Annotated in this window: 24 protein-coding genes; 7 read left to right on the top strand and 17 right to left on the bottom strand. The window is 42.6% G+C overall.

Going from position 1 to position 25924, the window contains the following annotated elements; all coding sequences use genetic code 11:
• Positions 1-5: 5 nt before the first annotated feature.
• Positions 6-296 carry an Asp-tRNA(Asn)/Glu-tRNA(Gln) amidotransferase subunit GatC gene (gene gatC / locus NST57_RS03730; protein WP_003213898.1) on the bottom strand — a complete coding sequence of 97 codons (291 nt, stop codon included), beginning with the start codon at positions 294-296 and terminating at the stop codon, positions 6-8.
• 408 nt (positions 297-704) lie between these two features.
• Between gatC and putP the strand changes: the two genes are divergently transcribed.
• Together putP and NST57_RS03720 are read left to right on the top strand one after the other, a co-directional pair.
• Positions 705-2186 carry a sodium/proline symporter PutP gene (putP, locus tag NST57_RS03725; RefSeq protein WP_142154291.1) on the top strand — a complete coding sequence of 494 codons (1482 nt, stop codon included), beginning with the start codon at positions 705-707 and terminating at the stop codon, positions 2184-2186.
• Positions 2187-2354: 168 nt separating this feature from the next.
• Positions 2355-3047 (top strand): MgtC/SapB family protein, encoded by a 693-nt coding sequence (locus NST57_RS03720; protein WP_008344247.1) that lies wholly within the window; start codon positions 2355-2357, stop codon positions 3045-3047.
• Between the two features lie 44 nt (positions 3048-3091).
• Here NST57_RS03720 and NST57_RS03715 read toward each other — a convergent pair whose 3' ends face one another.
• From NST57_RS03715 to NST57_RS03695, 5 genes are all read right to left on the bottom strand, one after another.
• A complete protein-coding gene (locus NST57_RS03715) occupies positions 3092-4099 on the bottom strand; it encodes a phosphotransferase enzyme family protein (protein WP_341298071.1) in 1008 nt (335 codons plus the stop codon).
• A gap of 305 nt (positions 4100-4404) precedes the next feature.
• Positions 4405-5592 (bottom strand): CamS family sex pheromone protein, encoded by a 1188-nt coding sequence (locus NST57_RS03710; protein WP_445818779.1) that lies wholly within the window; start codon positions 5590-5592, stop codon positions 4405-4407.
• A 15-nt stretch (positions 5593-5607) separates the two neighbouring features.
• On the bottom strand, positions 5608-7614 hold the full coding sequence (gene ligA, locus NST57_RS03705) for an NAD-dependent DNA ligase LigA (RefSeq protein ID WP_341298070.1): 2007 nt from the start codon (positions 7612-7614) through the stop codon (positions 5608-5610).
• A 44-nt stretch (positions 7615-7658) separates the two neighbouring features.
• Positions 7659-9881 (bottom strand): DNA helicase PcrA, encoded by a 2223-nt coding sequence (pcrA, locus tag NST57_RS03700; protein ID WP_017366764.1) that lies wholly within the window; start codon positions 9879-9881, stop codon positions 7659-7661.
• A 57-nt stretch (positions 9882-9938) separates the two neighbouring features.
• Positions 9939-10631: a heptaprenylglyceryl phosphate synthase gene (locus NST57_RS03695; RefSeq protein ID WP_008344257.1), complete on the bottom strand. Its 693-nt coding sequence runs from the start codon at positions 10629-10631 to the stop codon at positions 9939-9941.
• A gap of 261 nt (positions 10632-10892) precedes the next feature.
• Here NST57_RS03695 and NST57_RS03690 point away from each other — a divergent pair, with 261 nt between their 5' ends.
• Positions 10893-11267: a DUF2283 domain-containing protein gene (locus tag NST57_RS03690; RefSeq protein WP_341298069.1), complete on the top strand. Its 375-nt coding sequence runs from the start codon at positions 10893-10895 to the stop codon at positions 11265-11267.
• Between the two features lie 20 nt (positions 11268-11287).
• Here the strand turns inward: NST57_RS03690 and NST57_RS03685 are convergent, their stop codons facing one another.
• Positions 11288-11518 carry a hypothetical protein gene (locus tag NST57_RS03685; protein WP_019743748.1) on the bottom strand — a complete coding sequence of 77 codons (231 nt, stop codon included), beginning with the start codon at positions 11516-11518 and terminating at the stop codon, positions 11288-11290.
• Positions 11519-11665: 147 nt separating this feature from the next.
• On the opposite strand from NST57_RS03685, the gene NST57_RS03680 reads away from it, so the two are divergent.
• Positions 11666-13246 (top strand): FMN-binding glutamate synthase family protein, encoded by a 1581-nt coding sequence (locus tag NST57_RS03680; RefSeq protein WP_341298068.1) that lies wholly within the window; start codon positions 11666-11668, stop codon positions 13244-13246.
• Positions 13247-13264: 18 nt separating this feature from the next.
• Complete coding sequence (locus tag NST57_RS03675; protein ID WP_341298067.1) at positions 13265-13759, top strand: DUF3916 domain-containing protein; 495 nt, start codon at positions 13265-13267, stop codon at positions 13757-13759.
• Positions 13760-13838: 79 nt separating this feature from the next.
• Here NST57_RS03675 and NST57_RS03670 read toward each other — a convergent pair whose 3' ends face one another.
• Both NST57_RS03670 and NST57_RS03665 read right to left on the bottom strand, forming a co-directional pair.
• Positions 13839-14153 carry a YerC/YecD family TrpR-related protein gene (locus NST57_RS03670; RefSeq protein ID WP_007496879.1) on the bottom strand — a complete coding sequence of 105 codons (315 nt, stop codon included), beginning with the start codon at positions 14151-14153 and terminating at the stop codon, positions 13839-13841.
• A 528-nt stretch (positions 14154-14681) separates the two neighbouring features.
• Positions 14682-16424, bottom strand: a complete 1743-nt coding sequence (locus NST57_RS03665) for an adenine deaminase C-terminal domain-containing protein (RefSeq protein ID WP_041093185.1) — start codon at positions 16422-16424, stop codon at positions 14682-14684.
• Between the two features lie 125 nt (positions 16425-16549).
• On the opposite strand from NST57_RS03665, the gene NST57_RS03660 reads away from it, so the two are divergent.
• The gene (locus NST57_RS03660; RefSeq protein WP_142154275.1) at positions 16550-16771 is read left to right on the top strand and encodes a YgaP-like transmembrane domain; all 222 of its coding nucleotides are present in this window, start codon (positions 16550-16552) and stop codon (positions 16769-16771) included.
• 25 nt (positions 16772-16796) lie between these two features.
• Here NST57_RS03660 and NST57_RS03655 read toward each other — a convergent pair whose 3' ends face one another.
• From NST57_RS03655 to NST57_RS03640, 4 genes are read right to left on the bottom strand one after another with little or no spacing between them, the layout of a single operon-like run.
• Positions 16797-18062 (bottom strand): peptidase, encoded by a 1266-nt coding sequence (locus NST57_RS03655; RefSeq protein ID WP_341298066.1) that lies wholly within the window; start codon positions 18060-18062, stop codon positions 16797-16799.
• A gap of 14 nt (positions 18063-18076) precedes the next feature.
• A complete protein-coding gene (locus NST57_RS03650; RefSeq protein ID WP_341298065.1) occupies positions 18077-18742 on the bottom strand; it encodes a 3-oxoacid CoA-transferase subunit B in 666 nt (221 codons plus the stop codon).
• The gene (locus NST57_RS03645) at positions 18718-19404 is read right to left on the bottom strand and encodes a CoA transferase subunit A (RefSeq protein ID WP_341298064.1); all 687 of its coding nucleotides are present in this window, start codon (positions 19402-19404) and stop codon (positions 18718-18720) included. Before NST57_RS03645 ends, NST57_RS03650 begins: the two co-directional genes overlap by 25 nt.
• A 12-nt stretch (positions 19405-19416) precedes the next feature.
• Complete coding sequence (locus NST57_RS03640; protein ID WP_341298063.1) at positions 19417-20781, bottom strand: aspartate aminotransferase family protein; 1365 nt, start codon at positions 20779-20781, stop codon at positions 19417-19419.
• A gap of 191 nt (positions 20782-20972) precedes the next feature.
• Between NST57_RS03640 and NST57_RS03635 the strand changes: the two genes are divergently transcribed.
• Entirely contained in the window at positions 20973-22631 is a 1659-nt protein-coding gene (locus NST57_RS03635) for a PucR family transcriptional regulator (RefSeq protein ID WP_341298062.1), read from the top strand.
• On the opposite strand, the gene ablB is transcribed toward NST57_RS03635, so the two are convergent.
• The 4 genes from ablB to purD all read right to left on the bottom strand — a co-directional run bounded on the left by ablB (position 22626) and on the right by purD (position 25912).
• On the bottom strand, positions 22626-23471 hold the full coding sequence (gene ablB / locus NST57_RS03630) for a putative beta-lysine N-acetyltransferase (protein WP_341298061.1): 846 nt from the start codon (positions 23469-23471) through the stop codon (positions 22626-22628). The genes NST57_RS03635 and ablB overlap by 6 nt on opposite strands.
• Positions 23472-23486: 15 nt before the next feature.
• Complete coding sequence (locus tag NST57_RS03625) at positions 23487-23681, bottom strand: hypothetical protein (RefSeq protein ID WP_341298060.1); 195 nt, start codon at positions 23679-23681, stop codon at positions 23487-23489.
• Positions 23682-23844: 163 nt separating this feature from the next.
• Positions 23845-24486 (bottom strand): hypothetical protein, encoded by a 642-nt coding sequence (locus NST57_RS03620; RefSeq protein ID WP_071167948.1) that lies wholly within the window; start codon positions 24484-24486, stop codon positions 23845-23847.
• 151 nt (positions 24487-24637) lie between these two features.
• Complete coding sequence (gene purD / locus NST57_RS03615) at positions 24638-25912, bottom strand: phosphoribosylamine--glycine ligase (RefSeq protein ID WP_256689062.1); 1275 nt, start codon at positions 25910-25912, stop codon at positions 24638-24640.
• Positions 25913-25924: the final 12 nt, after the last annotated feature.

Genomic DNA, 25924 nt, shown 5'->3' with positions numbered 1-25924 from the left:
CTCCTTTAGTCCAAAATTGATGGCACACGAATATAGCCGTCTTTATGATCAGGCGCATTTTTGATGACTGCCTCAATGGAAAGACCTTTATTCGGAACATCTTCTCTCATGACGTTTTTCATTTTTAATACGTGTGTTGTTGGTTCAACGTTTTCCGTATCTACCTCGTTTAACTGCTCTGCAAATGAAATGATGCTATCAAGCTGTTCTGTAAACATCTCAGCTTCTTCTTCTGTAATCGCAAGCCGTGCCAAATGCGCAACATGCTTTACTTCTTCTATTGAAATTCTTGACATGCAGGTTCACCTCCAAAATGATACGTGTTCGTGGTCATGATCATAAGTCATATACACTTTATCATATCAAATTTTACTGTTCTAAAGCAACTTTACGAGGACGCCTAGAAAGGCTTTGTCCCTTGATATGTCATTGTGATGCATCCAGTGTCCAACATATTCATCAAGGTGACTTTCATTTTTCAGAAAATTTTTTCTTTGAATTAATTTTGTAAGCGCTTCCATATAGATTCTTATCACTGATACACGCATTTTCTTTTATCATTAGGAGGTTTAAGAAGGTTGATCACTCGGGAATACTCTGATAGGTTAAGTAACCATAGCAGTGAGCAGACAATCAATAGGCTGTTCTTTGTATATTTTGATTGAGGTGATGTCAAATTAATACGAAAAAGGTGATATGGAAACATGAGTATTGAAATTGGAATTTCTTTATCTATTTATTTTATTGGAATGCTGGCTATTGGCTGGTATGCATTTAGAAAAACAAATGACTTGAATGACTATATGTTAGGCGGACGCGGATTAGGTCCTTATGTCACCGCACTCTCTGCTGGTGCATCCGATATGAGTGGATGGATGCTGATGGGGCTCCCAGGCGCTATGTATACAACTGGTCTTTCATCTGGATGGCTTGCTGTTGGTTTAATTAGTGGGGCTTATTTAAACTATTTATTCCTTGCGCCACGATTGAGATCGTATACAGAAGTTGCTGATGATGCGATTACCATTCCAGACTTTTTTGACAAACGGTTTAAAGACTCATCTACTTTATTGAAAGCTGTCTCAGCTGTCATCATTATGATTTTCTTTACGCTTTACACCTCATCAGGTATGGTATCAGGCGGACGCTTATTTGAATCAGCATTTGGTGCTGATTATATGTTTGGTTTAATCTTAACTTCTAGTATCGTCATTTTGTACACACTATTCGGCGGCTTTTTGGCAGTTAGTTTAACTGATTTTGTTCAAGGAGCTATTATGTTTTTAGCATTAGTGCTCGTGCCGATCGTTGCCTTTACTCAATTAGGTGGACCTGTTGCCACATTCAATGATATTCAACAGATTGATCCTAAATTGCTTGATATTTTTAGAGGAACGAGCGTCATTGGCATTATTTCCTTCCTCGCTTGGGGACTCGGTTACTTTGGACAGCCGCACATTATTGTTCGCTTTATGGCGATTACGACTGTTAAAGATTTAAAGCCAGCACGTCGTATCGGTATGAGCTGGATGATTGTGTCTGTCATTGGTTCACTATCTGTCGGTTTAGTCGGCGTGGCGTATGTTCATGAAACAAGCACCACTTTGGCAGACCCAGAAACCATCTTTATTGTGTTTTCTAAAGTGTTATTCCATCCGTATATTACTGGATTTTTACTTTCTGCCATTTTAGCTGCGATTATGAGTTCAATTTCTTCTCAGCTGCTTGTTACTGCAAGTGCAATGACAGAGGATTTATACCGTACGTTCTTTAGAAGAAAAGCTTCTGACAAAGAGCTTGTCATGATTGGACGTATGTCTGTACTAGTCGTTGCCATTATTGCTCTTTGTCTCTCTCTAAACCCAAGTGATACCATTCTTGACCTTGTCGGATATGCTTGGGCTGGATTTGGATCTTCATTCGGTCCCGTCATCTTGTTATGTCTATACTGGAAGCGAATGAATCATCACGGCGCTTTAGCTGGAATGGTTGTTGGGGCTGTTGTCGTTCTCGTTTGGATTTCAACAGGCTTGAATAATGCTACTGGCTTGTACGAAATGGTTCCTGGATTTATTTTAAGTGGTTTGACTGCTATTATTGTCAGCCTCTTAACAAATAAACCGTCTACAGCTTCTAAAAAGCTATTTAACAAAATGGAAGACCATCTCGAAGAAGAAACAAAATAACCAGACATGAGGAGTCATCTGCATTATGCGGATGACTCTCTTTATTTTTAAATAAAATGCTTTTCTTTCTCCCATTTCTGAATAAAATAGAAGTTGTGCAGCCATATGGGCTGTGAGAAGATCATATACATGATGTGAAACGTACATGAAGTGAAAGGAGCGATACGCATGTTTTGGACAATTGAATGGGATACAGTCTTAAAATTAGCCGTTGCCACCTTAATCGGTTTGATCATCGGCCTTGAACGCGAACTTAAGAAAAAGCCGCTTGGGCTGAAAACGTGTATTGTCATTGCTGTCAGCTCCTGCGTATTAACCATCATCAGCATTGATGCAGCCTACAATTTCCCTCGAGTCTCTAAGCTTCAAATGGACCCGCTCAGGTTACCGGCGCAAATTATATCTGGTGTTGGTTTTATTGGAGCAGGTGTGATTCTTCGCAAAAGCAATGACGTCATCTCAGGTCTTACGACTTCTGCGATGATCTGGGGAGCAGCAGGACTTGGGGTTGCAACAGGTGCAGGTTTTTATAAAGAAGCCTTCCTCAGTCTTTTCTTTATTCTCGTCAGTGTGGAATTTTTACCTTGGCTCTTCCAGCGGATTGGACCGATTCGCTTACAGGAAAAAGAAATCCGCATCAGAATGTCACTTTCTGATCGAAACCGCATGACAGAGATTTTAAAAGAAATGAAAGCACTCAATATTCGTATTCATTCTGTACGTATTGATGATTTAAAGGAAAAGGACTATCCGATCATGGAAGTACGTGTTCGCGTACATAAAGACCGCTATACAACCGATGTGTACTTTGATATTAAAGATTTAGAAGGCGTTGTTGGTGTGAAGTGTGATACGGTGTAAGATAAAATGCCCCTTGCTATGTCAAACAGCAAGGGGCTTTTGATTTATGTTGTTAGCTGATGAAAGTCAAAAGGCGTAATTGGGGTTTTGTCCTCAATCTCCTTTCGAAAACACGCCAGCATGGCGCTTTCGTCAGCGCTTAGTGTTCGGAGATCAAATGCTTGATGTAAAAGCCCATAAATAAGCATATGACGCAGCATAAGGAAATCTGGTATTGTCGCCAGCCATGCGTCATCAAGCTCATTCTCCTGTCGATAGCCTTTGAGAAAATGGCTCATAAATTCAGCCGTAAATGCAGCTTTATCCTCATACGGAATCACCGGATACCAAAGAACGTTGTATAGCAAAATGCTTATATCGTTGATAAACCAGTGATATCCACAATCATCAAAATCAAATGCAATGATTTCTCCCTGATGATAGTGGAAGTTCCCGTGATGTAAATCCGCATGCACCAGTCCATAGACATCCTTGGATATTCGGAGCTGGTGAAGCTTTTGCATCAGTTCATCTTTTCGCTGTAACACAACCGTTTGATCAGAAGGAATATATGTTTCAAGCTTTAATTGCTCCTCTTCATACCACTCTTGACGCTTATAGCGAGGATCTTTCACTTGATATTGTTTAGTCGTTTGATGCATACGCCCTGTATAGGCTCCTAACGCTTGAAACAACTGTCCATTCCAATCTGCTTCGGTCACTTTTCTGCCGGGCGCCTTTTCGTACACTCTCAGCAAAAAAGCGCCTCCTGCTTGATCGGGAATCGCTTCAACATCTTTTCCTCTTGCGGATAAAACCGGTTTAGCTACTGAGATTCCATGTTGAGATAAATACCGAATCCAGTCCATTTCTCCTAAAATATATGTGCGAGAGCGGCGAATGGTATGGGTAATTTTCAATATATAACTCGACCCTTTTTCATCCGTATATTCATACACATAATTTTCTGCATCGGCTAGAAATGTGACCTGTTCTGGCTGAAAATGATAGAGTAGAGCCGCTTTCTTTAAGACCATTTGTTCATCGTATCGTGCTTTTACTTCTTTATGCATGCTGATTCTCCTTTTATCGTCTTTTTACTTATACATGACGGTAATCAGCATTTATACGAGCATCAACATACCTGCCTTTCCTTTTGGTTTCCTCACATACTTTGACAAAAGTTGAAAAATTCCTCTAATTAGAAATAAAAAACCGCCAAAAGGCGGTTTCAGTGTGTAGACAAACCCTCGCATTCGCCCGCAGTCCTGCGTGCTGGTGCTCACGAATGTCAAATTCGCTCCGCTCCAGTACTCGTCCTTCCTAGACTGCAAAAGTTTTCTATCACGCTGAAAAGAAGACAAAAGGCGGTTTTTATTTAGTCATATATATGAACAGTTGGTTCTTTGTCTTCAGCATTTTTTGTGATGAGGGCTTCTTGCTGATCAGAAGAGGTGATGTTGATTTCTATATTGGTGCTCTTATAGTAATCCATGACTTCACCTGTTAAGTATTGCGTGAATGCCACGACTTCTGTTTTTCCGTAGAATTGCATTGGAATTTCTACTTTCATTTTTTGCAAGTTCCCGTTTTTATAGAAACCTTTGCCTACCACACCTGTGTAATTCGGGAAGTAGTCTTCTACCTTTGTCTTGAAGCGGTCAAATCGCTCTGAATCATCTTTATAGCTGCTCTTGGCATTATCTGAAGGGAAGAAGACATTCTCTTCTTTAATCGTATCCCAACTGCCAATATCAGAAGATCCTGCTTTTACATCGGTTTTAGCGATGAAGTTTCCTGGAACAATAGATGATTTTGGTGCTTGTTTATAAAGAGCAATCATGACTGGGACTTTTTGCAGACCATCCATTTGACGAAGTCGTTTGATGACTTGTTCTGCGATTTTTTCGCCCTCTGCTAAAAGTTTCTTTGAATTTTTCGATGAATCGATGGTCACCTCTTGCTGAGGATCTCCGATATTTTCGCGATAATAATAGACAGAGTTAAGCGCAAGACCGATGACAACCCCGCCAAGCTGTAAGCTATTTTTATCTTTTCTGATTAAGTAATTATGCTCTAGCATGGAAGCTAAGTAGATTGGACTATTTTCATTTTTTGACTTTGTTGAACCTGAGTTTGGAAGAGCAGGGTTTAAGCCTAAGTTCTTAAAGTCTTTGTCTTCTTTTTCAGCTTTTTTCAGATCACTGCCTGTTTTTTTGCGGGCAAGCCAGCTGAGAACAGTATCTTCATCTAAATGCTGTCCTTCTTGGAACAGATAATCGTTTGTATTGAATGATTCTGTTGCCAGGCGCATGAGTCCTGTTTCAAATTCATCAATGTCTAAGCGTGTATTGAGACGCTCTGCTGTTAGTCCTCTTGCCGCTCCTTGTTTAAACGGCAGCACCATTTTGTAATAGGAATCAGAGATGTTGTACATTGGGATGATCGCTGTTTCTTTCGTTTCATCCGTTTTTTGTGTGACCTCTTCCTCATCCTTTCCCCCAAAAGGTGCACACGCTGACAATACCAGTGTGAGCATTGTCAGCAGCAATAGCAACTTTTTCAATAGAAAACACTCCTCTTATTTCTTTAGCTCCTCGAGCATTTTGGCTTCGTCCCAAATTTCAATATTGAGTTCTTCTGCCTTTGTCAGCTTACTTCCAGCTGCTTCGCCGGCAATGACTAAGTCTGTTTTTTTACTTACGCTACCTGCTAACTTGCCGCCTAATGCTTCGATCGCTGCCTTTGCATCATTTCGCGACATTTCTTCTAATTTCCCCGTCAACACAATGGTTTTTCCTGCAAAGTAGGAATCACTTTCTTCTACTTTCACCGGTTTTGGCCCTGTGTAGGTCATATTGACCCCAAGTTCTTTTAGTTCATTTAGCAAATCAAGTATTTCTTCTTTCTCAAAGTACGTGACGACTGCATCGGCCATTTTTTCACCAATTTCATCTACTTCAAGTAATTGCTCTTTCGTTGCTTGTTTTAACTGATCGATATCCTCAAAGTGCATGGCCAATGTCTTCGCCGCTTTAGAACCAATAAATCGAATACCGAGTCCAAATAATAACCGTTCAAGAGAGTTTTCTTTCGATTGCTCGATCGAACGCAGTAAATTATCGACTGATTTTTCGCCCATTCGTTCTAGCTGAATCAACTCTTCTTTTGTTAAACGGTACAGGTCTGATACACGAGAGACAAGCTGTTCTTTGAAAAGTTGTGTAATGACTCGCTCCCCTAGCCCATCAATATTCATCGCATTACGAGACACAAAGTGAATGAGTCCTTCACGTATTTGGGCAGGGCATTCGGGATTGATGCACCGAAGCGCCACTTCTCCTTCAATTCTGACCAGCTCACTATGACACTCTGGACATTCAGTCGGCATGTGAAACGGCTTTTCTTCTCCTGTTCGTTGATCAAGAAGGACACCTGCAACCTCTGGGATAATATCGCCCGCTTTTTTAACAATCACTTGATCAAAAAGGCGGATATCCTTCTCTTTGATCAAATCTTCATTATGAAGAGAAGCACGCTGCACTGTCGTTCCTGCCACTTTTACAGGCTCAAGAATCGCTGTTGGTGTGATGACGCCAGTACGCCCCACACTTAGTTCAATGTCAATCAGCTTCGTCACGACTTCTTCGGCCGGAAATTTGTACGCAACTGCCCAGCGTGGACTTTTTGCTGTGAAGCCTAGTTCTTCTTGCTGAGCCAATGAATTGACTTTAATGACAATGCCATCGATTTCGTATGAGAAATCAGCACGCTTTGTTTTCAGTGTTTCAATGAGGTCGATCACTTCTTCAATGGTTTGGCACATCCGTCTTTCTTTGTTCGTTTTAAAGCCAAGCTCATCGAGAAGATCAAGTCCTGCGCTTTGCGTTTCAACACCAATTTCATCAAGCTCCGCTATACTGTAGACGAAAATATCAAGGTTTCGTTTCGCTGCAATTTTCGTATCGAGCTGACGAAGTGAGCCAGCAGCCGCATTACGCGGGTTCGCAAACGGCTCTTCTTCGTTTTGTAATCTTTTTTCGTTAAGGGCTTCAAAAGAAGGTTTTGGCATAAATGCCTCGCCTCTCACTTCAATCGACAGAGGCCGATTGATTTTGAGCGGGATGGAACGAATGGTTTTGAGATTCTGGGTAATATCCTCACCTGTTGTCCCATCACCCCGCGTGGCACCACGGACAAACACGCCATTTTCATAACGGAGAGAAACAGCGAGTCCGTCAATTTTCAGCTCGACATTGTAAGCGACGTCGTCACCGACTGCTTGACGAACCCGGCGGTCAAAATCAAGAAGGTCCTGTTCATGAAACGCATTGCCGAGACTGAGCATCGGTGTACCGTGACGTACTTTTTGGAAGGCGTCTAAAACAGCACCTCCTACTCTTTGCGAGGGTGAATCCGCTGCTTTTAAATCAGGGTGTTCTTCCTCCAGAGAGATCAGCTCACGCATCCGCGCATCATATTCAGCGTCAGGAACACTTGGACGATCCAGTGTGTGATATTCGTAGTTGTATTGATTCAAAATCTGGTGTAGTTCCTCGATCCGGCGTTTCGCTGCTTCTTTATCCATCTGCTTCTTCCTTTCACTTCATCCGTTTTGTCAGTCCTATCAGTTTATTGCTTTTCGATTGGCGCAAATGCGGCAAGGAGACGCTTAATGCCTGTAGGGCTTGGGAAGGCAATATCAAGCTCTGTACTATCTCCACTACCTTTTACACTCACAACCGTGCCAACGCCCCATTTTTTATGAGCGGCTTTATCACCGACAGCCCAGCCAATGCTGCCGCCGCCTGTGTTTTGAATGGTTTGCGTTTGTGGACGTGAGACAGGCCCTCGTCTTTGCGGTCTTTCTCTCGTTTGGCCAAACGGTGTTTTCGTTTCTTTTTTCTCATTTAGGTTGTCCAATAAATCAGCTGGTATTTCTCTGATAAATCGTGATTCCAGATTCATGTTCGTCCGGCCGAATAACGTTCTCATCTTCGCACTTGATAAATAAAGCTCTTCTTCGGCCCGTGTGATGCCTACATAAGCGAGACGGCGCTCTTCTTCCATCTCGGCATCTTCCATTAATGAACGACTGTGCGGGAAGACACCTTCCTCCATTCCCATTAAGAACACAACGGGGAATTCAAGTCCTTTTGCTGCGTGAAGCGTCATTAAAATGACCGCATCCTGATCTTCTTCCTCAGCCTCATCCAGCTTATCAATGTCTGCGACGAGGGCGAGGTCTGTCAGGAAGGTGACAAGTGATTTATCTTCATTTTGTTCTTCAAAGTTTTTAGTGACCGATAGAAACTCGTCAATATTTTCTAAACGGCTTTGTGCTTCAATCGTTTTTTCGATCTTCAGTGCTTCACGATAGCCTGTTTTCTCTAGGATCTCTTCCGTTAATTCTGTGACAGATAAATAATCCTGCATATTTGTCATTTGATCAATGAGCTGTTTGAACTCATCAAGTGCATTGGCAGCTCTTGCACTGAGTCCAATGAAATCTACCTGACCAAGTGCTTCAAACATAGACAGATCATTCATCTCCGCATATGCCGCGATTTTATCAACAGATGTTGCACCGATTCCGCGCTTTGGTACGTTAACAATTCGTGCAAAACTAATGTCGTCATCTGGATTTGCCACAAGGCGTAAGTAAGCCAAAATGTCCTTAATCTCTTTTCTGTCATAGAACTTCGTACCGCCGACGATGTTGTATTGAATATTCGCCTTCATTAACGTTTCCTCTATGACACGTGATTGAGCGTTCGTTCGATAGAGGATCGCAAAATCAGATAATTTACGCTTGCCGCTCTGATGGAGCTGACGAATCTTGCCAGCGACAAATTGACCTTCACCGAATTCATTATCTGCGCGGTAATAGGCAATCTTCGCTCCTTCGTCATTTTCTGTCCAAAGGTTTTTAGGCTTACGGTTTGAATTGTTTTGAATGACCGTGTTTGCGGCATTCAGAATACGTTTAGTCGATCTGTAATTTTGCTCAAGCAAAATCACTTCACTGGACGGATAATCTTTTTCAAAGGAAAGAATGTTTGTAATATCCGCTCCACGCCAGCGGTAGATGGACTGATCCGAGTCACCAACCACACATATATTTTGAAAACGCTGCGCGAGCAATTTCACAAGCATGTACTGCGCTCTGTTTGTATCCTGATACTCATCGACATGAATGTATTGGAATTTTCGCTGATAGTGTTCTAATACTTCAGGGATGCGCTCAAACAGACGAATCGTCATCATAATAAGATCATCAAAATCGAGTGATTGGTTCTTGAGTAATCGTTTTTGATAATCTGTGTAGACGTCGCTGACCACTTGATCATAGAAATCACCAGCTGTTTTAGCGTATTCCTCTGCGTCAATGAGTTCATTTTTTGCACTACTGATTGAACCTAAAATGCTACGTGGATCAAACTTTTTAGGATCGATATTTCGTTCTTTTAAAATATTTTTAATAACTGAAAGCTGATCAGATGTGTCTAATATAGAAAAGTTGCGATTCACACCAATACGGTCAATATCGCGTCGTAAAATGCGCACACACATGCTGTGGAACGTAGAGATCCAAATGTCATCCGCACCAGGCCCTAAAATGGCTTGTACACGCTCACGCATTTCTCTTGCTGCTTTATTTGTAAAGGTAATCGCTAAAATGTTCCACGGCGCCACATGCTTTTCTGCCATTAAGTACGCAATTCGATGTGTGAGCACCCGTGTTTTTCCACTACCTGCTCCTGCCATTAGCAGCAGCGGACCATCTGTTGCTTTGACCGCTTCTTTCTGCGCGTCATTCAGCCCTTCTAATAGATGATTCGATATTTCATTCATTTCATTCACCGCCAATTCGAACTTATGTTCTATTTTAACCCGTTTCGTCTTGTTTGACTATGATGACTTTTTCACTGCGTCGACTGTCTTTAACGCTTCTTTAAAATTGTCATAAATGACGTTTCCCACGACGACAACGTCTGCATGCTGCGCAAAGTCTTTCGCCTGCTCTTCGCTTTCAATACCGCCGCCATAAAATAGAACCGTTTCATGTAGCACTGCTTTTGTTTCTTTCACAAGCTCTATATCTCCAAGCGTTCCGCTGTATTCTAAATAGAAGATGGGCAGTTTCATCAAGTGCTCTGCCACTCTCGCATAAGCCCTTACGTCATCTATATCCAGTGCCGTATTTGCCTCTGTCAGCTTAGCCGCTTTACACTCTTCGTTTAAGATGACATATCCTTCCGGCACAATCTCTTCCATTGACATCAAATCACCGTATTCCTTCATCGCATCCTTATGCAGACCAACAATCCAATCTGGATGAGCGCTGTTTAACACAGTGGGGATAAAATACAGGTCAAAGCCAGGCACAATCATCTCATGTGTCGAGATTTCAAGGACACATGGCACAAGAAAGCGGCGCACCTTTGACATCAGTTGCAGCACGTTGTCTTCTGTCACGTTGTCACTGCCGCCAATTAAAATGGCATCCGTACCAGATTCACAAATCGCTTCAAGTTGTTCATCGGAAATCTCTTTATTTGGATCGAGTTTAAAGACATGCTTCCACTCGGTAACATCATACATGAAAAACGTTCCTCCATTCGTTTCATTCCATTTAAATATTATAACAAAATCAGACACCGCAAAAAATGGGTAACCTCCTTCAGCTAAAAGTTTCATTCTTTTGAAAATAGTCGATTTTCACTTTAGGCGAGGTGAATGATTCAAGAGGCGCTGAGGGAGATCAATAGATCGATACTGAACTGAAATGAGAGCTACTTCATCTCATCACATGATATTATACATGAAAGGAACATTTTACTATCGACCAAGCAGGTGAATGATTTGAAAAGAACCATCACATATGATCAAACGATCAACATCGGATACATCTATCTCATCCCGCCTCGAATCGGGACAATTAAAGAAACCATTGAATTAGACGTCAATGAATGTGTGAACGTAGACATCGACAAAGAGGACCGAGTGGCTGGGCTGGAGTTATTTGCAGAAGAAGCCAAGGTGTTGAAGCACACACCCGTTTATGAGGACGAGCTTTCGTTACGTTTTACGGATCAGGAAGTTCTCTCAACCTATCATTTATCGGGCATTGAATTTCAATTCTCGACGCCTGATCACAATGGACTGATTGGTTTTACCATTGTCGATTCTCTTAGATATCATGTCAAAAGAAAGACAAGAAAAAACCGTTTTGATTGATTCAAAACGGTTTTTTAAAGCTATTGTCTCACTTCATTAAAATAATGAACAGATGTCATGGCCCCTTCATCGACCATCTTGTTGTCTTGAATATCTAACGGATCAGGGTGACCAGCTTTTTCAGGAACCTTTTCATCTGATCGGAACATGCTGATCCATTTTTTCAGATGCTGTTTATTTTTAACCGCTAATAACACAGCACCTCCAACTCCTAATCCAGCAAGTACATACGTATTTGGACGCTTATTCATGTTTGTTCCCTCCCCTTTTGATCTTAATTTTAAGTTACCCTGCCTTTTCATTTCTAAACGTCACAGTATGTTATTCCTGCCATGTGGTTTCTCTTTGACCGAAAAGTGGAATAACAACAACAATGAAAGAGAAAAGAGGGGATATGGATGACAACGACTTTCATTGTCATAGGCGCACTTATTGTGATTTGTTTGATCGTACCTGTCGTGCTATTACTATGGATTTGGATGAGAGATGAAAAACAAGAAGAACACTCCGTCCTGCGGAATTATCCGGTCATTGGAAAATTGCGGTTCATTTTTGAAAAAATAGGACCTGAGCTTCGCCAATATCTCTTTCTCAATGATCGAGAGGAACTTCCTTTTTCAAGAAGAGAATACGAGCAGGCCGTCATGTCTGGAAAATACAACAGCCGGACAATGGGATTTGGTTCAAAACGTGATTTTGACAAGCCAGGTTATTACATTCGAAACGTCCTCTTTCCAAAGCAGCGAGATGAATTGCGCATCGACCAATCAGAAAACATTCAAACAAAAGTGTATCAAATTGATCAAGATAATTTACTTAGAAGAAGTGAACATACGAAAGAAGTTGAAGCAAAACCTTATTATCTCCATGAAGAAGATGTACAAATCATTGGTGAACATACATGCCAAAAACCCTTCCGCGTCAAGGGATTGATTGGTCAATCAGCCATGAGCTACGGCTCCTTAGGCGACCGGGCGATTACTGCTCTATCCTCCGGCTTAAAAATGGCGGGCGGCACATGGATGAACACAGGTGAAGGCGGGCTTTCGCCTTACCATCTCAAAGGGGGCGCCGATATCATTTGCCAGATTGGGCCTGGTTTATTTGGGGTTCGAACGGAGGATGGCGCATTTTCGTTTGAAGAGTTTAAGAAAAAAAGTGAACATGATGAAGTAAAAGCCTTTGAACTCAAGCTAGCACAAGGAGCGAAAACACGCGGGGGACACATTGACGGTGAAAAAGTCACAGAAGAAATTGCCCAAATCCGTAAACTGCCGCCGCACCAATCCATTGACAGTCCGAACCGGTTCGAGATGTTTCACTCGATTCCTGACATGTTTGATTTTATTGAACAACTACGAAACATCGGCGGAAAACCAGTTGGAATCAAGCTAGTTGTTGGACATAAAGAAGATCTCGAGGAGCTTGCTCTCTATATGAAAAAAAGCGGAAAACATCCTGATTTCATTACAGTGGATGGCGGAGAGGGCGGCACAGGTGCTTCCTTTCATGAACTGGCTGATTCCGCAGGCCTGCCCATTTTCACCGCACTGCCGATGGTCCATCAAATTTTGAAGAAATATGGGGTTCGAGATCAACTCAAGTTGTTTGCGTCTGGTAAACTTCTCTCCCCTGATAAAATCGCAATTGCCCTTTCCATGGGAGCAGATTTTGTGAATATCGCACGAGGATTGATGTTCTCGGTTGGCTGTATTCGGGCGCAAGTATGCCACACGAATAAATGCCCTGTTGGGGTTGCCACCACAGATCCAAAGCTGCAAAAAGGTTTATCCATTGAAGAAAAGAAATACCGAGTCTGCAATTATATCCTGTCCCTTAGAGAAGGTTTGTTTAATTTATGCGCAGCAGCTGGAATTGAATCACCTATTCATTTTAACGAAAAACATATTATTTTTAGACAAGAAAACGGCCAGACAAGTGAAGTGCCCATGTTCTTAGGCACAGAGCAGTCTGTCTAGCTTGAAAAGGTCCGCGGTATGAAACGAAAGACTCAACAGATCATAAAAGAAATTAACGCAAATACGCAGTCGTTTCCGGCGAATGTTTCTCATGACTACTGGCACCTGCCTCTACCAGCGGCTTATGATTTTATGACTTCCAGCAGAACACCGAAAAAGATCAAACGTCTATGCATTCAAACTCTATTGAATAGAGCTGAGCATCTCATTGATTTGAAACGAAACGACGGGGAAATATATCGTGTCGTGGTCGCAGTCGATCTGCCTGGATTATGGCATTCACAAATCATTGTGTTTACAGGGGATTCTTATGTGAAAGATTTCTTCAACAGACAAGATGAGTATCAGACATGGCTTCCCCTTTCTGATCAAAGAAATATTCAAAAAGAATGGGATTTATCTGTTGCGCAAAATATGCGAACCATCGGTTTTAAGGAAGTGATCACTGATGACGATGAAGTGTCCTATGAAGGTGAACGATGGTTTATGGGAGAACTGGATGATATCAAATAGAGCCATTTCAAATGAAATGGCTCTACTTGTTCAACTTCAAAACGACAAATCATAAAGAATGTTTGCAGTGAAAGCTGCTTTATTTTGTTTCGTCCGTTGCTTGTTGCTCTGCTACGCGGTCAAGTGCCATCGTATAGGCATCATTTCCGTAGTTCAAGCAGCGTTTGACACGTGAGATAGTGGCTGTACTTGCACCTGTTTCCGTTTCAATTTTGTGATACGTATTTCCCTCGCGAAGCATACGCGCTACTTCAAGACGCTGTGATAAAGATTGGATTTCATTGATGGTGCACAAATCATCAAAAAATCGATAACATTCTTCCAGGTCTTTAAGGGATAAGATGGAGTTGAATAGCTGATCTAAGCTTTTGCCCCTTAATTTATCAATTTGCATCTTTATACATCTTCTCCTTTACTATTGGCACACCGCTCCGCACTGACTTTTCCGAGAAAGCGGTATCTTTCCTGACTCATTTTTTTCAACCTCAGCAATGAGCTTTGAACGAATCATGACAGGTTTGGTTCTACGCTGAAAATGCCATCAGGTTCTTTCGTAAGCCGAAGCTTCTTTATCGTAAACAAATTCGACAAGTTTTGTCATATTCCTTGTGCGACAATCTGACAAACTTGTTTGCTTCCGATATCTAGAACACTTCTGCTCTGTTAAGTCTTTCCCTAAAAAACAGTATGTGTAGACAGCTTGGCGAGACGACAAACCTGCGCCCCGCCTTGCTTAATTATTCAAAATATGTTGGTCGGCCAGCGTAACCGACAGATTCATTTTACAATTGGGCACTTCATTCGTCATGTCAAAGCCCTATGCTTTGTCACCATATCTAGCAGCGAAGAGATCTCCTTGCTTCTGCCCTATAACAGCGGTCAGAAATCTAGCAAATATGATACAGCTCCACTCTGTTATATTTTAACGCATTATAGACGGAAAGAGTACAGTTTTTTTCATGACATCAAATATTCCTCTTGGTGTCACGCGAATATACGGCAAGTGTGTGCTTTGAAAAAAGACAAGTGTATCAATCGGGCAGTCAAATGGATACCCGCGCTCAATGAGTAGCTCCCGTAACGTTTGCTCCTGCTGAAGAACCGTTTCAAACGGTTCAGCTGATGCACAGCCTGATAATTGCAGCGGGATTTCATGCAAAATCTTTCCGTTTTCTGTGAGCACGATTCCTCCGCCAATTTCTTTCATTCGCTTATGAGCGAGCATCATATCATCTTTATTTTTCCCAATCACTAAAATGTCACCAGTGGTTGAAAATGAGCTGACAAACCCTTGCACCTTGTTTGCAAATCCTTTTAACATTGTGTTCACGCGCCACTCGCCTTTTCGATCAATCAGGCTGAAGAAGCTCTGATCATGGTCACAGGACAGCTGGTTGACAGAGTTATCAATCTCCACTGTATAAGGCTCCATGATGACAGCATTTCGCATTTTGACACCAAGCGGCATTGAGAATTGTAAGTCACTCATTGTCAGGTCATAGCTTAAGTCTAATGGTTCGAGCCCGCCATTTTCCCATTTTGTCTCTTGGAATTGATGCTGGTTCTCCCCCTCTAATTTAAGGATCACCCCTTTAGAAATCACCGTTTCTGGATTTGGATTCATCGGATCATCTAAGATATTCAAAGAAGCCAATCGGCCAGGACCGACCACGCCTAATAAGTCATCGATTTGATAGTATTTCGCAATGTTAAAGGTCGCCATATTGTACGCATCAATAGTAGGCACGCCTTCTTCAAGGGCAATTGAAATGAGACGATTGATCATGCCTTCTTCATAAAAGTGAGGCGCTGATCCATCTGTTGTATAGAAAAAGTGATCGTAATGCCTAAAGTCACGCTCATGCAATTCTCTTAAAATATTCACTAAATCTGGGCGGATGGAAGAATGACGCAAGGACACATGATAGCCAAGAGACAAGCGTTTGAGCACATCATCTGCATTCATTGCTTCATGATCACTGTCCGCTCCAAACAGCTTCATTTTTGTTAGCGTTTTCTCAGAAGCCCCAGGGAAATGCCCTTCTATTCGTTTTCTCTGCTTCTTCGTTTCTTGCATGCAATATAAAATGAGATCATCACCGTCCATTAATCTTGGCCAGCTCGTTAATTCGCCGCCTTGAAGGACGTCGGGATGATCAATCCATTCTTTCCGATAGTTAATAGGAAGCATCTCATCTTCATACCTGACCTCGGTTTGAAGATCGTATCTGGACCACCAGAAATACTGAAATGGCTGCTTTTTTAATTCACATAGAGTGGAAAGCGCTTTCTTTTCATTGCTTTGCAAAAGAAGAAATAAGTTATCGCTGACCATCGTTGTTGTGCCAAATTGAGACACATATTCTGCAAGTGATTGGGGATTATAAATATGGAACGGATGCGCGTGAGGTTCAATATACCCCGGCACAATGTATTTACCTTCACAATCAATCACACGTTTAGCTGATTTATTTTGAGGAAGCTCTGCTCCGACATAAACAATTCGATCATCATGTATCCAAATATTTGCCTTCACCCATTGCTTCAAAAACGGGTTTAGCACGAGTCCATTCGTTAAAAGGAGTGTTGGAACTATTTTTGAGTCGACTACATCGATTTGTGTGCGGATGTCATTGTTTCTCCAATTAAAAGTACGTTCGGACATTCACATACTCTCCTTCATTTGTATTAGCCCTATCGTAACATAACGAACCACGTTACGCATTAATGAAACGTTACAATTTCTTGAAATCACACTTAAAATAATTTAAAAAAGGAGAATCACTTGCAATGAAACCTAATCTTGGCTTAATGGAAGCGCTCATGAGAATTGCCTGCGGAATGACGATATGTACTGTAGCTGGATCCTTATATGCTCGAAAACCTTGGAGTAAAATGCTGCTTTTTGGCATCATGCTCGGCGGATTAAAATTGGGTTCAGGTATTCTTCGTTTTTGTCCAGTGACCTATATGTGTGAGCAGCAGAACACCTATAAAGAGAAGGCTGAGTAGACAGCCTTCTTTTTTTGTGTGTGAATCACTCCGCTGCTTCGCACCATTTGACCAACGTACCAGCAATGATTTCTGCTGCTTCAATCACATGTTTGATCTCAATGGATTCATTCGGGAAATGGGCAAGCTCTGTCGTTCCAGGTCCAAACACAATGATTGGGATATCCGCTGCTTGTGACAGTAATCCGCCGTCTGTCCCCCAAGGGGCGGCTTCCACCTTTGGCGGGTGCTGCATGACCTCTTCATATTGTTCCTTCAATAGACCTAAAAGCGGGTGATCAGAGTCGATTGACCCTGGAAGCCATCTAGCACCAAACCACTCCACCTCCACAGGATGTTCTTGAAACCAATCATCCTTTTCAGCGAGTCCAGTCATCCAATTTTCTAATTCCTTCTCTGCCTGCTCAACTGTCTCACCTGGCATCACACCAAGCCTGCCTTCCATTGTGACAAGATCTGCGACAGAGGACGGCCAATCACCGCCTTGAATTTTCCCAATGTTGATAGGAATTGGAATCGGGATATGCTGAAACAGAGGCTCCGTCACTCGCTGATTTCTTTCTTTTTCTAGTGCCGCTATATGAGAAAGGACCACCGTGCTCTTTTCAATAGCCGAAACACCGTGATACCTTGTTCCGCCATGAGCTGCCCTTCCTTTAATATGCAGCCTGAACCACTTTGATCCTTGCTGAATCGGAAAAATGTTCATATGACTTGGCTCCGGAATGATGGCAGCATCCGCTGTGTACCCTTTCAATATCGCTGCAAGTGTGCCTGCTCCGCCGCTTTCCTCTTCGACGACACTATGAAACACCACATCTCCTTTCAGGGGAATCTGAAGCGCATGCAGTGCCTCAAGCGCAAAGAGTAAAGAAACATTTCCGCCTTTCATATCTGTAGCCCCGCGTCCATAAAGTCTCCCGTTTATGATATGCCCGCTGTAGGGCGGATATGTCCATTGATTCGTATCTCCTGCCGGAACCACATCGACGTGCCCGTTTAATAAAATCGATTTGCCGCCACCTTTTCCTTTCAATCGCCCAGCAACGTTGGGACTCCCTTGAAAAGATCGGCGCTGGGAATAAAAATAAGGATGCTCTAGTAATTCATCGCCGCCAATTTCCCAAACGTCTACATCAAAGCCAATGGCGGACAGTTTATTGGCCACGATTTGCTGCACGTTTTCTTCATTTCCTTGAGTGCTGTCACATTGCACCAATTGCTGAAGAAGCGTAATGGCTTCATCCTGATGCTCTTTCATCCAGTTTCTGATACGTGTCATTGGCTTCAAGTTGCTCATCCTTTCTACACAACAGATTTGACATCAGGCGCTAAAATTAATGGCGCTTCAGTCGCCCTCATGACATCTTCCGGCTCAAATGGTGGCATGACTTCACGTAAAATGAGCAACTGAGACTTGACCTCAATGACCGCCATATCCGTAATAATCAAATCGACACACGCTTTAGCGGTTAAGGGCAATGTACAAGTCGATTTCACTTTAGATCGACCGTGTTTATCAAGGTGGCTCATCACCACCACCACTTTTTTCGCTTTTTGCGCCAGCTCAATCGCTCCGCCCATACCCGGTACTCTTTTCCCCGGTACAATCCAATTGGCAAGATCCCCTTTACTGCTTACTTCAAGTGCACCCAAAATCGTCATATCCAGCATGCCTTTTCGGATGATGCCAAAAGCAGTCGTACTGTCCATGTACGAGCCGCCCTTTGTCAACGTAATGGGAAAACCACCGGCATTGCACAAATTCGGATCTTCTTCCCCTTGCAGAGGCGAGGCTCCTGCCCCCATAATGCCGTTTTCTGCATGCAGCCACACCTCGTAATGTGATGGAATGTAATCTGCTGCTAGGGTCGGAATGCCGATCCCAAGATTCACAATCATGCCATCTTCAATTTCTTGTGCTGCTCTTTTGGCAATGCGATGTCTTAAATCGATGTCTCCCATGCCCATGTCCAGTTCACTCCTTTTGATTGCACGATTTGATTCACAAATACGCCTGGCGTCACGATTTCTTCTGGATCGAGCTGCCCCGCTGCCACAATTTCTTCTACCTCCGCAATGGTCCAGTCTCCTGCCATCGCCACAATCGGGTTTGTATTCCGTGCGCTTTTATCAAAAATCAGGTTTCCCGCTTCATCTGCTTTATAGGCATTGACGATGGCAATATCCGCTGTGAGCGCAGGCTCCAACATATAATTCTTTCCATTCAGCTCAACCAATTGTTTCTCATAGAGATTTAGGCTATCCATCCCAACATCTGTCACAATGCCCGCCAGCCCCATTCCACCTGCTCTGATTTTTTCTGCAAGAATGCCTTGCGGATAAAAATGAACGTCTAATGTACCAGCCTGCATTTTCTGTCCGGCAATGGGATTTGAGCCGATATGGGAGGCGATGATTTTTTTCACTCTTCCTTCTGTGATGAGCCGGCCTACACCAATTTGCGGGAAACCTGCATCATTTCCGATCAATGTCAGATCTTGAATATTTGCTTCCAAAATGGCATCAATCAACGATGGTGGTGAACCAACGCCGCCAAATCCACCAAACATGATGGTCATGCCATCTTTTAATCGCATCATCACTTCATCCAAACCGACAGTTTTGTTCATGTTCGTTCCTCCTTACATAGCAGATGGGAAAAACCCTCGATTGATGACTTCTTGTTCAACTTGCGTGATCGTCTGCCCGAATATATCAATCAGTTCTTCCATCTCCTGCTGTGTGATGGAAAGCGGTGGTGCGATCATGACCGCTGCGCCTCCGACCCCATCCTCTCCAGCGCTCGCTGGATACACAAGCAGTCCCTTTTGTTTTGCCGTTTCAACGACGAGATTGGTTATCTGAGCATGTGCAGGAAATGGCGTTTTGGATAAACGATCTGCGACAAACTCAATACCAATAAGTAATCCCTTCCCTCTCACATCTCCTATGATGGAATGATTTACTTGCAGATCTTTTAAAGCATTCATCAGATATCGCCCGGAAAGTTCAGCCCGTTCGGGAAGCTGGTGTTTTTTCATATATCGAATAACCGCTAATGAAACGGCTGCTGAAAGCGGATTGGCACTATATGTGTGCCCTGCCATGACAGAGCCGGAGCCGCTGATAATTGGTGCCATCACACGATCCGTTGAGACAACTGCTGCGATCGGGGAATAACCTGCGCTCATTCCCTTTCCGAGAACCATGATATCTGGTACCGTGCCCCAATGTTCCATCGCAAACATTTTCCCAGTTCGTCCAAAGCCCGTCATGACTTCATCTGCGATCATTAATATGTCGTTTTCTTCACAGACACGCTTCATCGCTTCGAAATATCCGTCTGGCGGCAGGAGCGCCGCTCCCGCTGCGCCAACAATCGGTTCGGCGATCAATGCGGCAATCCTCTCTTTTCCTATACGCTGGATGACGGTTTTAAATTCCTGGACATACCACTCGACCTGCTTGCTGTCTTCCTTTGGCAGCCATGACCGGTAGCTATAGGGCGGAGACAGCACTGGGTGCTTTTCAAGCAGTGGTTCAAAACGCTCTCTCCTTGCAATATGACCTGACATCGACAACGCCCCTAATGTAATACCGTGGTAACTCATCCATCTTGAGATGATATGATTTTTTTCCGTCTTCCCCTGCTCCTGCCAATGCTGAATCGCCATTTTCATAGCGGTCTCCGTTGCCTCTGAACCGCTCCCTACAAAAAAAGACCAGTTCAGATCACCTGGGCAAAGTGTACTCAATTCATACGCTAGTTCTTCCGCTGGTTCATTCGTAAATTGTGACCTGTACGTAAAGCTCACCTTTTTCGCTTGCTCCGTCATCGCATCAATAATCTCTTGTATGCCATGTCCAATACTTGCCGTGACTGCCCCTGATGAGCCATCTATATATTTTTTTCCGTCCCGATCATATAAATAAATCCCCTCTCCTCTCACAGCCACAGGATATTGCTGATTTAACATCGGTTTGATTAAGTAATCCCGGGTCTCCACTTTGTCATTCCTCCCTCTCTTGTCAGCAGCTGCACTTTTCTTTTCACATGAATCGCAAGAAAATTTTGTATACTTGGTATAAGATTAGCTTAATCAAGAGGGCAGTCATCCTCCATTCGCCATATGCCCGAATTTCACACGTGTTTTTTATACATGGTGTATAAGAGTGTTCAAAAGGAGGTCATGAGTCTATGGCGATTCTCGTCAAAGATGCACTCTCGCTCGATATGATGAAAGAAACCAAACTGCTTGCTGGAGAAAATGGACTGGATCGTCTTATCCAGTGGGTGACCATTGTGGAAATTATTGAGGACACATCTAGACTTTCCGAAGGAGAATTACTTGTTACAACTGGATTTGGGCTGACAGAAAATAAAGAAAGACGCATCCGGCTTGAAAAATTGATTCAATCTCATCGTCTTTCAGCCATTGCCATTTATAAAGGCGTGTACTTAACGGAAATTCCCGCATCACTCATTGAAGCCGCCGAAAATAGCGGTATTCCGCTCATCGAGATTCCGCCCCATGTCAATTTTTCAGACATCACAAAAGCCGTTCTAGAACAAATCGTCAGCAGTCAGCTCCATCAGCTCAAATATTCTTCCGCGATTCATCAAAGACTGACCCAATTAAATGTGAGCAATAAAAATGTGACGCAAATTACGGATGAGCTGGCACATCTCACTATGGCGAACATCGTCGTGCTCGATGTCTTTTTGCATCAAAAGGCGGCTCATCTTGTAAAGGATGAAGTGACATATTCTCCTGCCTTTGGCTTTCTGACAGATCGTGAACCAATTGAAACAACATCTCTTCTTAAGCAGGCAGAGGAGAAAGGGCGGCTCGTCTATGACACGTGCGGTGCGTTTGTCCTCGCTGCATGCCCAGTGATTGCGATGGGCGATATTTTCGGGTTTATTGTGTCTTTAAAGAAAAAGGAGGCGTGGCATCATCTCGATGCGATTGCAATTGAGCATGCCGGGGCGGTGTATGCGATTGAATGGCTAAAACAAAAGGCCATCCAAGATACAGAAAATCAAATGCAGGGTCATTTGTTAGATGATATGTTGCAGCAGCAATACACAGAAGAAAGCTATGTGGTCGAACAAGCAAGAAAGCTTCAATATGATATGAGTGATGAACAAGTTGTCATCTACTTTCACTTTCAGCATCAGCACACACAGCTCGATCATCAGATGGTGCAGCGCCTATCTCAATTGCTCACATCCATTTTTGAACGCAGACAAATTCCTTTTTTATTAAAGGCAAGGCTTGATTCCATTTTCGTCCTGACACCAGCGGGGAAAAGCACTTTCCAAGAAACAAATTGGTATCGCGCATCAGAAGAATGCCGCAGTACTTGGTCTTATTTTTTCCCCGTCCATCCCATTGTGATTGGCATTGGAAGAGCCTACGACCAGATCAGTCTCTTTGCCAAAAGTGCAAAAGAAGCCCAGTATGCAGCAAGGCTTCTTCCTCTTCTAAAGACAGACGAGAGCATCATTCATTATCAGAAGCTCGGCTTATATGGCATGCTCCTTGAAATGAACGAAGCCGGAATGAATTTGCACGATTTTTACGTGGAGCTGTTAAGCCCATTGCTTTATACGAAAAAACAAGGGGCTGATCTGATCCATACACTCGAAGTGTATTTAGCACACAATGAAAATATTCAAAAATCTGCGGGGGAATTGTTTATTCACCGGCATACATTAAGCTATCGATTGAAACAAATTGAAACGAGAACAGGCTGTAGCCTCAAATCCACTGATGATCGGATGAAGCTGCAGCTAAGTATTATGGCGTACCGCCTATCTGGCCTGCTTGATCAGATGAGAACCATTTCATGATTCATTCGGCGTTTTCACCCATAGATTCATATCTTCAATTTTATCGAAAATATAGCAGTTGTTTTGGAAGCGCCCGGTATACGTATACCCAAGCTGATAAAACACTTGATTCATTCCGTAGGAAAGTGCACGTGCAAGAGAATAAAAGACATAGATATGCATCGACTGGAGTTCTTTTTCGAGTGCTAGAATCAAATGATGCATGAATCCTAGTTTTCTGTATGTTGGAAGGGTCGCACAATCTGTTAATTCCGCATGTCCATACGGTGCATTGATTTCGGCGGATGCCGCACTCACAATGTGTCCGTCATGTTCAATGGCATAAAAAATAGTCCCTTCCTCCATCACCTTTTGGATGTAATCTGGCTCGTTCATGGGCGTGGGATACGTTTCAAAGACAGTATCATAGAGCTTTGCCAGCTTGTGCACATCCTCTGGACCGGCTTTCCTCATCACATACTCATCCTGCCACGCGCCCTCGTCTTTTTTGATCGGCTTTCCTTGAATAGACGCAACCATTTCATCTTCCTTCAGCCAAAACGGGCTGTTCATCCGATCTTCCGTCAGAAAGAGCGACATTCCGTACGCATCACTTCCCAGGAAATAATGAGAAAACACCCCTTCAAGTCGAAAGCCTTTCTCTAAGAAAAGAGACATATGCTCACGCCTTACTTTTACAATGACCTTAGAAGCCTTACAGTCCGCTGCTTCCTGAAGAACGGACTGAATCACATCCTGCACCCTGCCGCTATAATCATCCAAACGAATTCGCTCATTGAATGAATCCATACAGATCAAAGCAGAAAAACGCTCGTTTGCAAGTTTCTTCAATTGCACCATACACTCATTCCCCTCTTAGCTAATGAAAAACTTCCAAATTAAAAATGAAGAAATAGCAATACCAGAAAAAATGGATAGGATCATATAACTAATGGCTACGCCTTTTTTCAATTTATTCTGCTTAATAGCAGTCACCATGATGTTATTTATAGTTATGAGATATAAAATAAGCATGACGTTTGCAAAGATGATAAATGCTTTGATTTCCATGTTGCCTCCCTAAATCTATTCGTGATCCCATACTACTTCTTCATAATCTGCCCGCATCCCTCCTATCAACAGAAGAAGAAAAAACACCTTTCCATCTCGTCAGATAGAAAGGTGTTTTGATTAAACCAATTTTCTCGAAAATTTCAGAAAATAATTTCTATAATTAACGATGTTTAGTACCACTATTATTCCAATATTTGTAGTGATTTGAAGATTTAGAAACTGAGAAACTACCAGTTACTGTTACCCCTTTTACTGCTGCAGAACCACTTCCACTTATTGATACATTAGTGGTTCCATTATTATAGAAGTCTCCATTTACATACCACCAAATAGCAGTTGGAGAAGTTATTTTTGCTTTAACTTTACCAGCAAAATGTTTTGAACCAAGGCTAGAATATCTGTCTAAGTCTATATCTTCAATATATTTAAATTGTACAAATGATCCACTCGCATATGTCCAAGCATAAATTTGAACTTTAGGTTGATATAAAAAACCTACATCCTGAACAATTGTCATTTTATGCATACTGTATTTTGTTGCAGCTGTACTAAATTGTTTCTTTGATAAATTTGTAGAAGATTTTTGAACTTCTTTCTTAGAGATACCCCTTGATTTGGATACTTCCTTAACATATTGATCATATGAAATTTTTTCAATTTTGGTATTTCCTGTTTTACCCAAATTATGAACCTTATTAAGATTGATAGAACCAAATTCTTTAGCAGAAGTTGGTGCGGGAATAGCAAAAGCTGAGCTTACTAATACGAGAACTAGAAGAACTGATGAAATCACTTTTTTCATTATTATACCTCCCTTTGTAATATATTAAAATTATAACATTAAAATGAAAATAAAAAGGTTTTTTTATACATTTAAAGTAATTTTAAGGTTTATCTGTGAGTTTTATAATATAAAAAAAGACCCACTCACATAGTGAGAGAGTCTAGTATAATCATGTAGTTTTCCCCGCCGCCTTCAGCGCACGGGCGCCAATGTCACGGCGATAAAATAAACCTGGCTGAATGATTTCTTCAACCGCTTCATACACTCTTGATCTTGCCGCTTCAAATGTGTCGTCAAATGCGGTCACATTTGCTACTCGGCCGCCATTTGTGACGAATTGATCGTTTTCTTTTTTTGTTCCTGCGTGGAAGGTCACAACATCAGAGACCGTTGTTTGCAAAGCACCGATTGGCGTGCCTTTTGCGTAGTCTTCCGGATATCCTTCTGATGCAAGAACGACACTGACAGCGGCTGTGTCTTTCCACTGCAAGTCCACATCTTTTCCATCTAGAATGTCGAGGAAGACTTGGACTAGATCTGATTCAAGACGAGGGAGTACTACTTGCGTTTCAGGGTCGCCAAAGCGTGCATTGAACTCAATGACCTTAGAGCCTTCTGGTGTTAGCATTAAGCCTGCATATAAAATGCCTGTAAACGAACGCTCTTCCTGCACCATCGCGCGAGCTGCTGGTTTAACGACGTCTTCCACCGCTTTTTGTACGACTTCATCTGAAATTTGTGGAACCGGTGAATAAGCGCCCATCCCGCCGGTGTTTGGTCCTTTGTCATCTTCAAATGCCCGTTTATGATCCTGTGCGATCACCATCGGATACACCTTTTCTCCATTGACAAAGGCCATCAGAGAAAACTCTTCACCTGTTAAAAATTCTTCAATGACAACCGATGCACTCGCATCGCCAAACTTTTCATCCTCTAAAAAGTCATGCAGGCAGTTGATCGCCTCTTCAAGCGTCATTGCCACTGTCACGCCTTTTCCTGCGGCAAGCCCATCTGCTTTAATGACAATTGGGGCACCCTTTTCTTCCACATATGCCTTCGCTTCTTCAAATGATGTAAAGGTGGCATAAGCGGCTGTCGGGATATCATAATTTTTCATTAAGTCTTTTGCAAATTCTTTTGAGCCTTCAATGACTGCGGCTTTTGCATTCGGTCCAAATACCTTTAGACCTGCTTCTTCAAATGCATCGACGACACCTGCAATTAAAGGAACCTCTGGACCGACAATTGTTAAGCCGATGTTATTGTCTTTTGCAAAACGAATTAACGCCTCATGATCGCCTTCGTCGATCGGTACAAGTTTCGCAGCGTCTGTCATTCCATCATTGCCGGGTGCGACAAATACTTGGCTGACAAGTTCGCTTTGATTCACTTTCCATGCGATGGTATGCTCTCTTCCGCCTCTGCCGATAATTAATACGTTCACACTGTCATCCCC

It is taken from the genome of Bacillus sp. FSL M8-0077 (assembly GCF_038050255.1).
Classification (GTDB): domain Bacteria; phylum Bacillota; class Bacilli; order Bacillales; family Bacillaceae; genus Bacillus; species Bacillus altitudinis.
This window is presented reverse-complemented; position numbering and strand designations above follow the sequence as displayed.

Excerpts from the sequence above, each read along its gene's own strand:
- gatC (WP_003213898.1), bottom strand. The coding sequence starts at position 296 with ATGTCAAGAATTTCAATAGAAGAAGTAAAGCATGTTGCGCATTTGGCA.
- putP (WP_142154291.1), top strand. The coding sequence starts at position 705 with ATGAGTATTGAAATTGGAATTTCTTTATCTATTTATTTTATTGGAATG.
- NST57_RS03720 (WP_008344247.1), top strand. The coding sequence starts at position 2,355 with ATGTTTTGGACAATTGAATGGGATACAGTCTTAAAATTAGCCGTTGCC.
- NST57_RS03715 (WP_341298071.1), bottom strand. The coding sequence starts at position 4,099 with ATGCATAAAGAAGTAAAAGCACGATACGATGAACAAATGGTCTTAAAG.
- ligA (WP_341298070.1), bottom strand. The coding sequence starts at position 7,614 with ATGGATAAAGAAGCAGCGAAACGCCGGATCGAGGAACTACACCAGATT.
- pcrA (WP_017366764.1), bottom strand. The coding sequence starts at position 9,881 with ATGAATGAAATATCGAATCATCTATTAGAAGGGCTGAATGACGCGCAG.
- NST57_RS03695 (WP_008344257.1), bottom strand. The coding sequence starts at position 10,631 with ATGTATGATGTTACCGAGTGGAAGCATGTCTTTAAACTCGATCCAAAT.
- NST57_RS03685 (WP_019743748.1), bottom strand. The coding sequence starts at position 11,518 with ATGAATAAGCGTCCAAATACGTATGTACTTGCTGGATTAGGAGTTGGA.
- NST57_RS03680 (WP_341298068.1), top strand. The coding sequence starts at position 11,666 with ATGACAACGACTTTCATTGTCATAGGCGCACTTATTGTGATTTGTTTG.
- NST57_RS03675 (WP_341298067.1), top strand. The coding sequence starts at position 13,265 with ATGAAACGAAAGACTCAACAGATCATAAAAGAAATTAACGCAAATACG.
- NST57_RS03670 (WP_007496879.1), bottom strand. The coding sequence starts at position 14,153 with ATGCAAATTGATAAATTAAGGGGCAAAAGCTTAGATCAGCTATTCAAC.
- NST57_RS03665 (WP_041093185.1), bottom strand. The coding sequence starts at position 16,424 with ATGTCCGAACGTACTTTTAATTGGAGAAACAATGACATCCGCACACAA.
- NST57_RS03660 (WP_142154275.1), top strand. The coding sequence starts at position 16,550 with ATGAAACCTAATCTTGGCTTAATGGAAGCGCTCATGAGAATTGCCTGC.
- NST57_RS03650 (WP_341298065.1), bottom strand. The coding sequence starts at position 18,742 with ATGGGCATGGGAGACATCGATTTAAGACATCGCATTGCCAAAAGAGCA.
- NST57_RS03645 (WP_341298064.1), bottom strand. The coding sequence starts at position 19,404 with ATGAACAAAACTGTCGGTTTGGATGAAGTGATGATGCGATTAAAAGAT.
- NST57_RS03635 (WP_341298062.1), top strand. The coding sequence starts at position 20,973 with ATGGCGATTCTCGTCAAAGATGCACTCTCGCTCGATATGATGAAAGAA.
- ablB (WP_341298061.1), bottom strand. The coding sequence starts at position 23,471 with ATGGTGCAATTGAAGAAACTTGCAAACGAGCGTTTTTCTGCTTTGATC.
- NST57_RS03625 (WP_341298060.1), bottom strand. The coding sequence starts at position 23,681 with ATGGAAATCAAAGCATTTATCATCTTTGCAAACGTCATGCTTATTTTA.
- NST57_RS03620 (WP_071167948.1), bottom strand. The coding sequence starts at position 24,486 with ATGAAAAAAGTGATTTCATCAGTTCTTCTAGTTCTCGTATTAGTAAGC.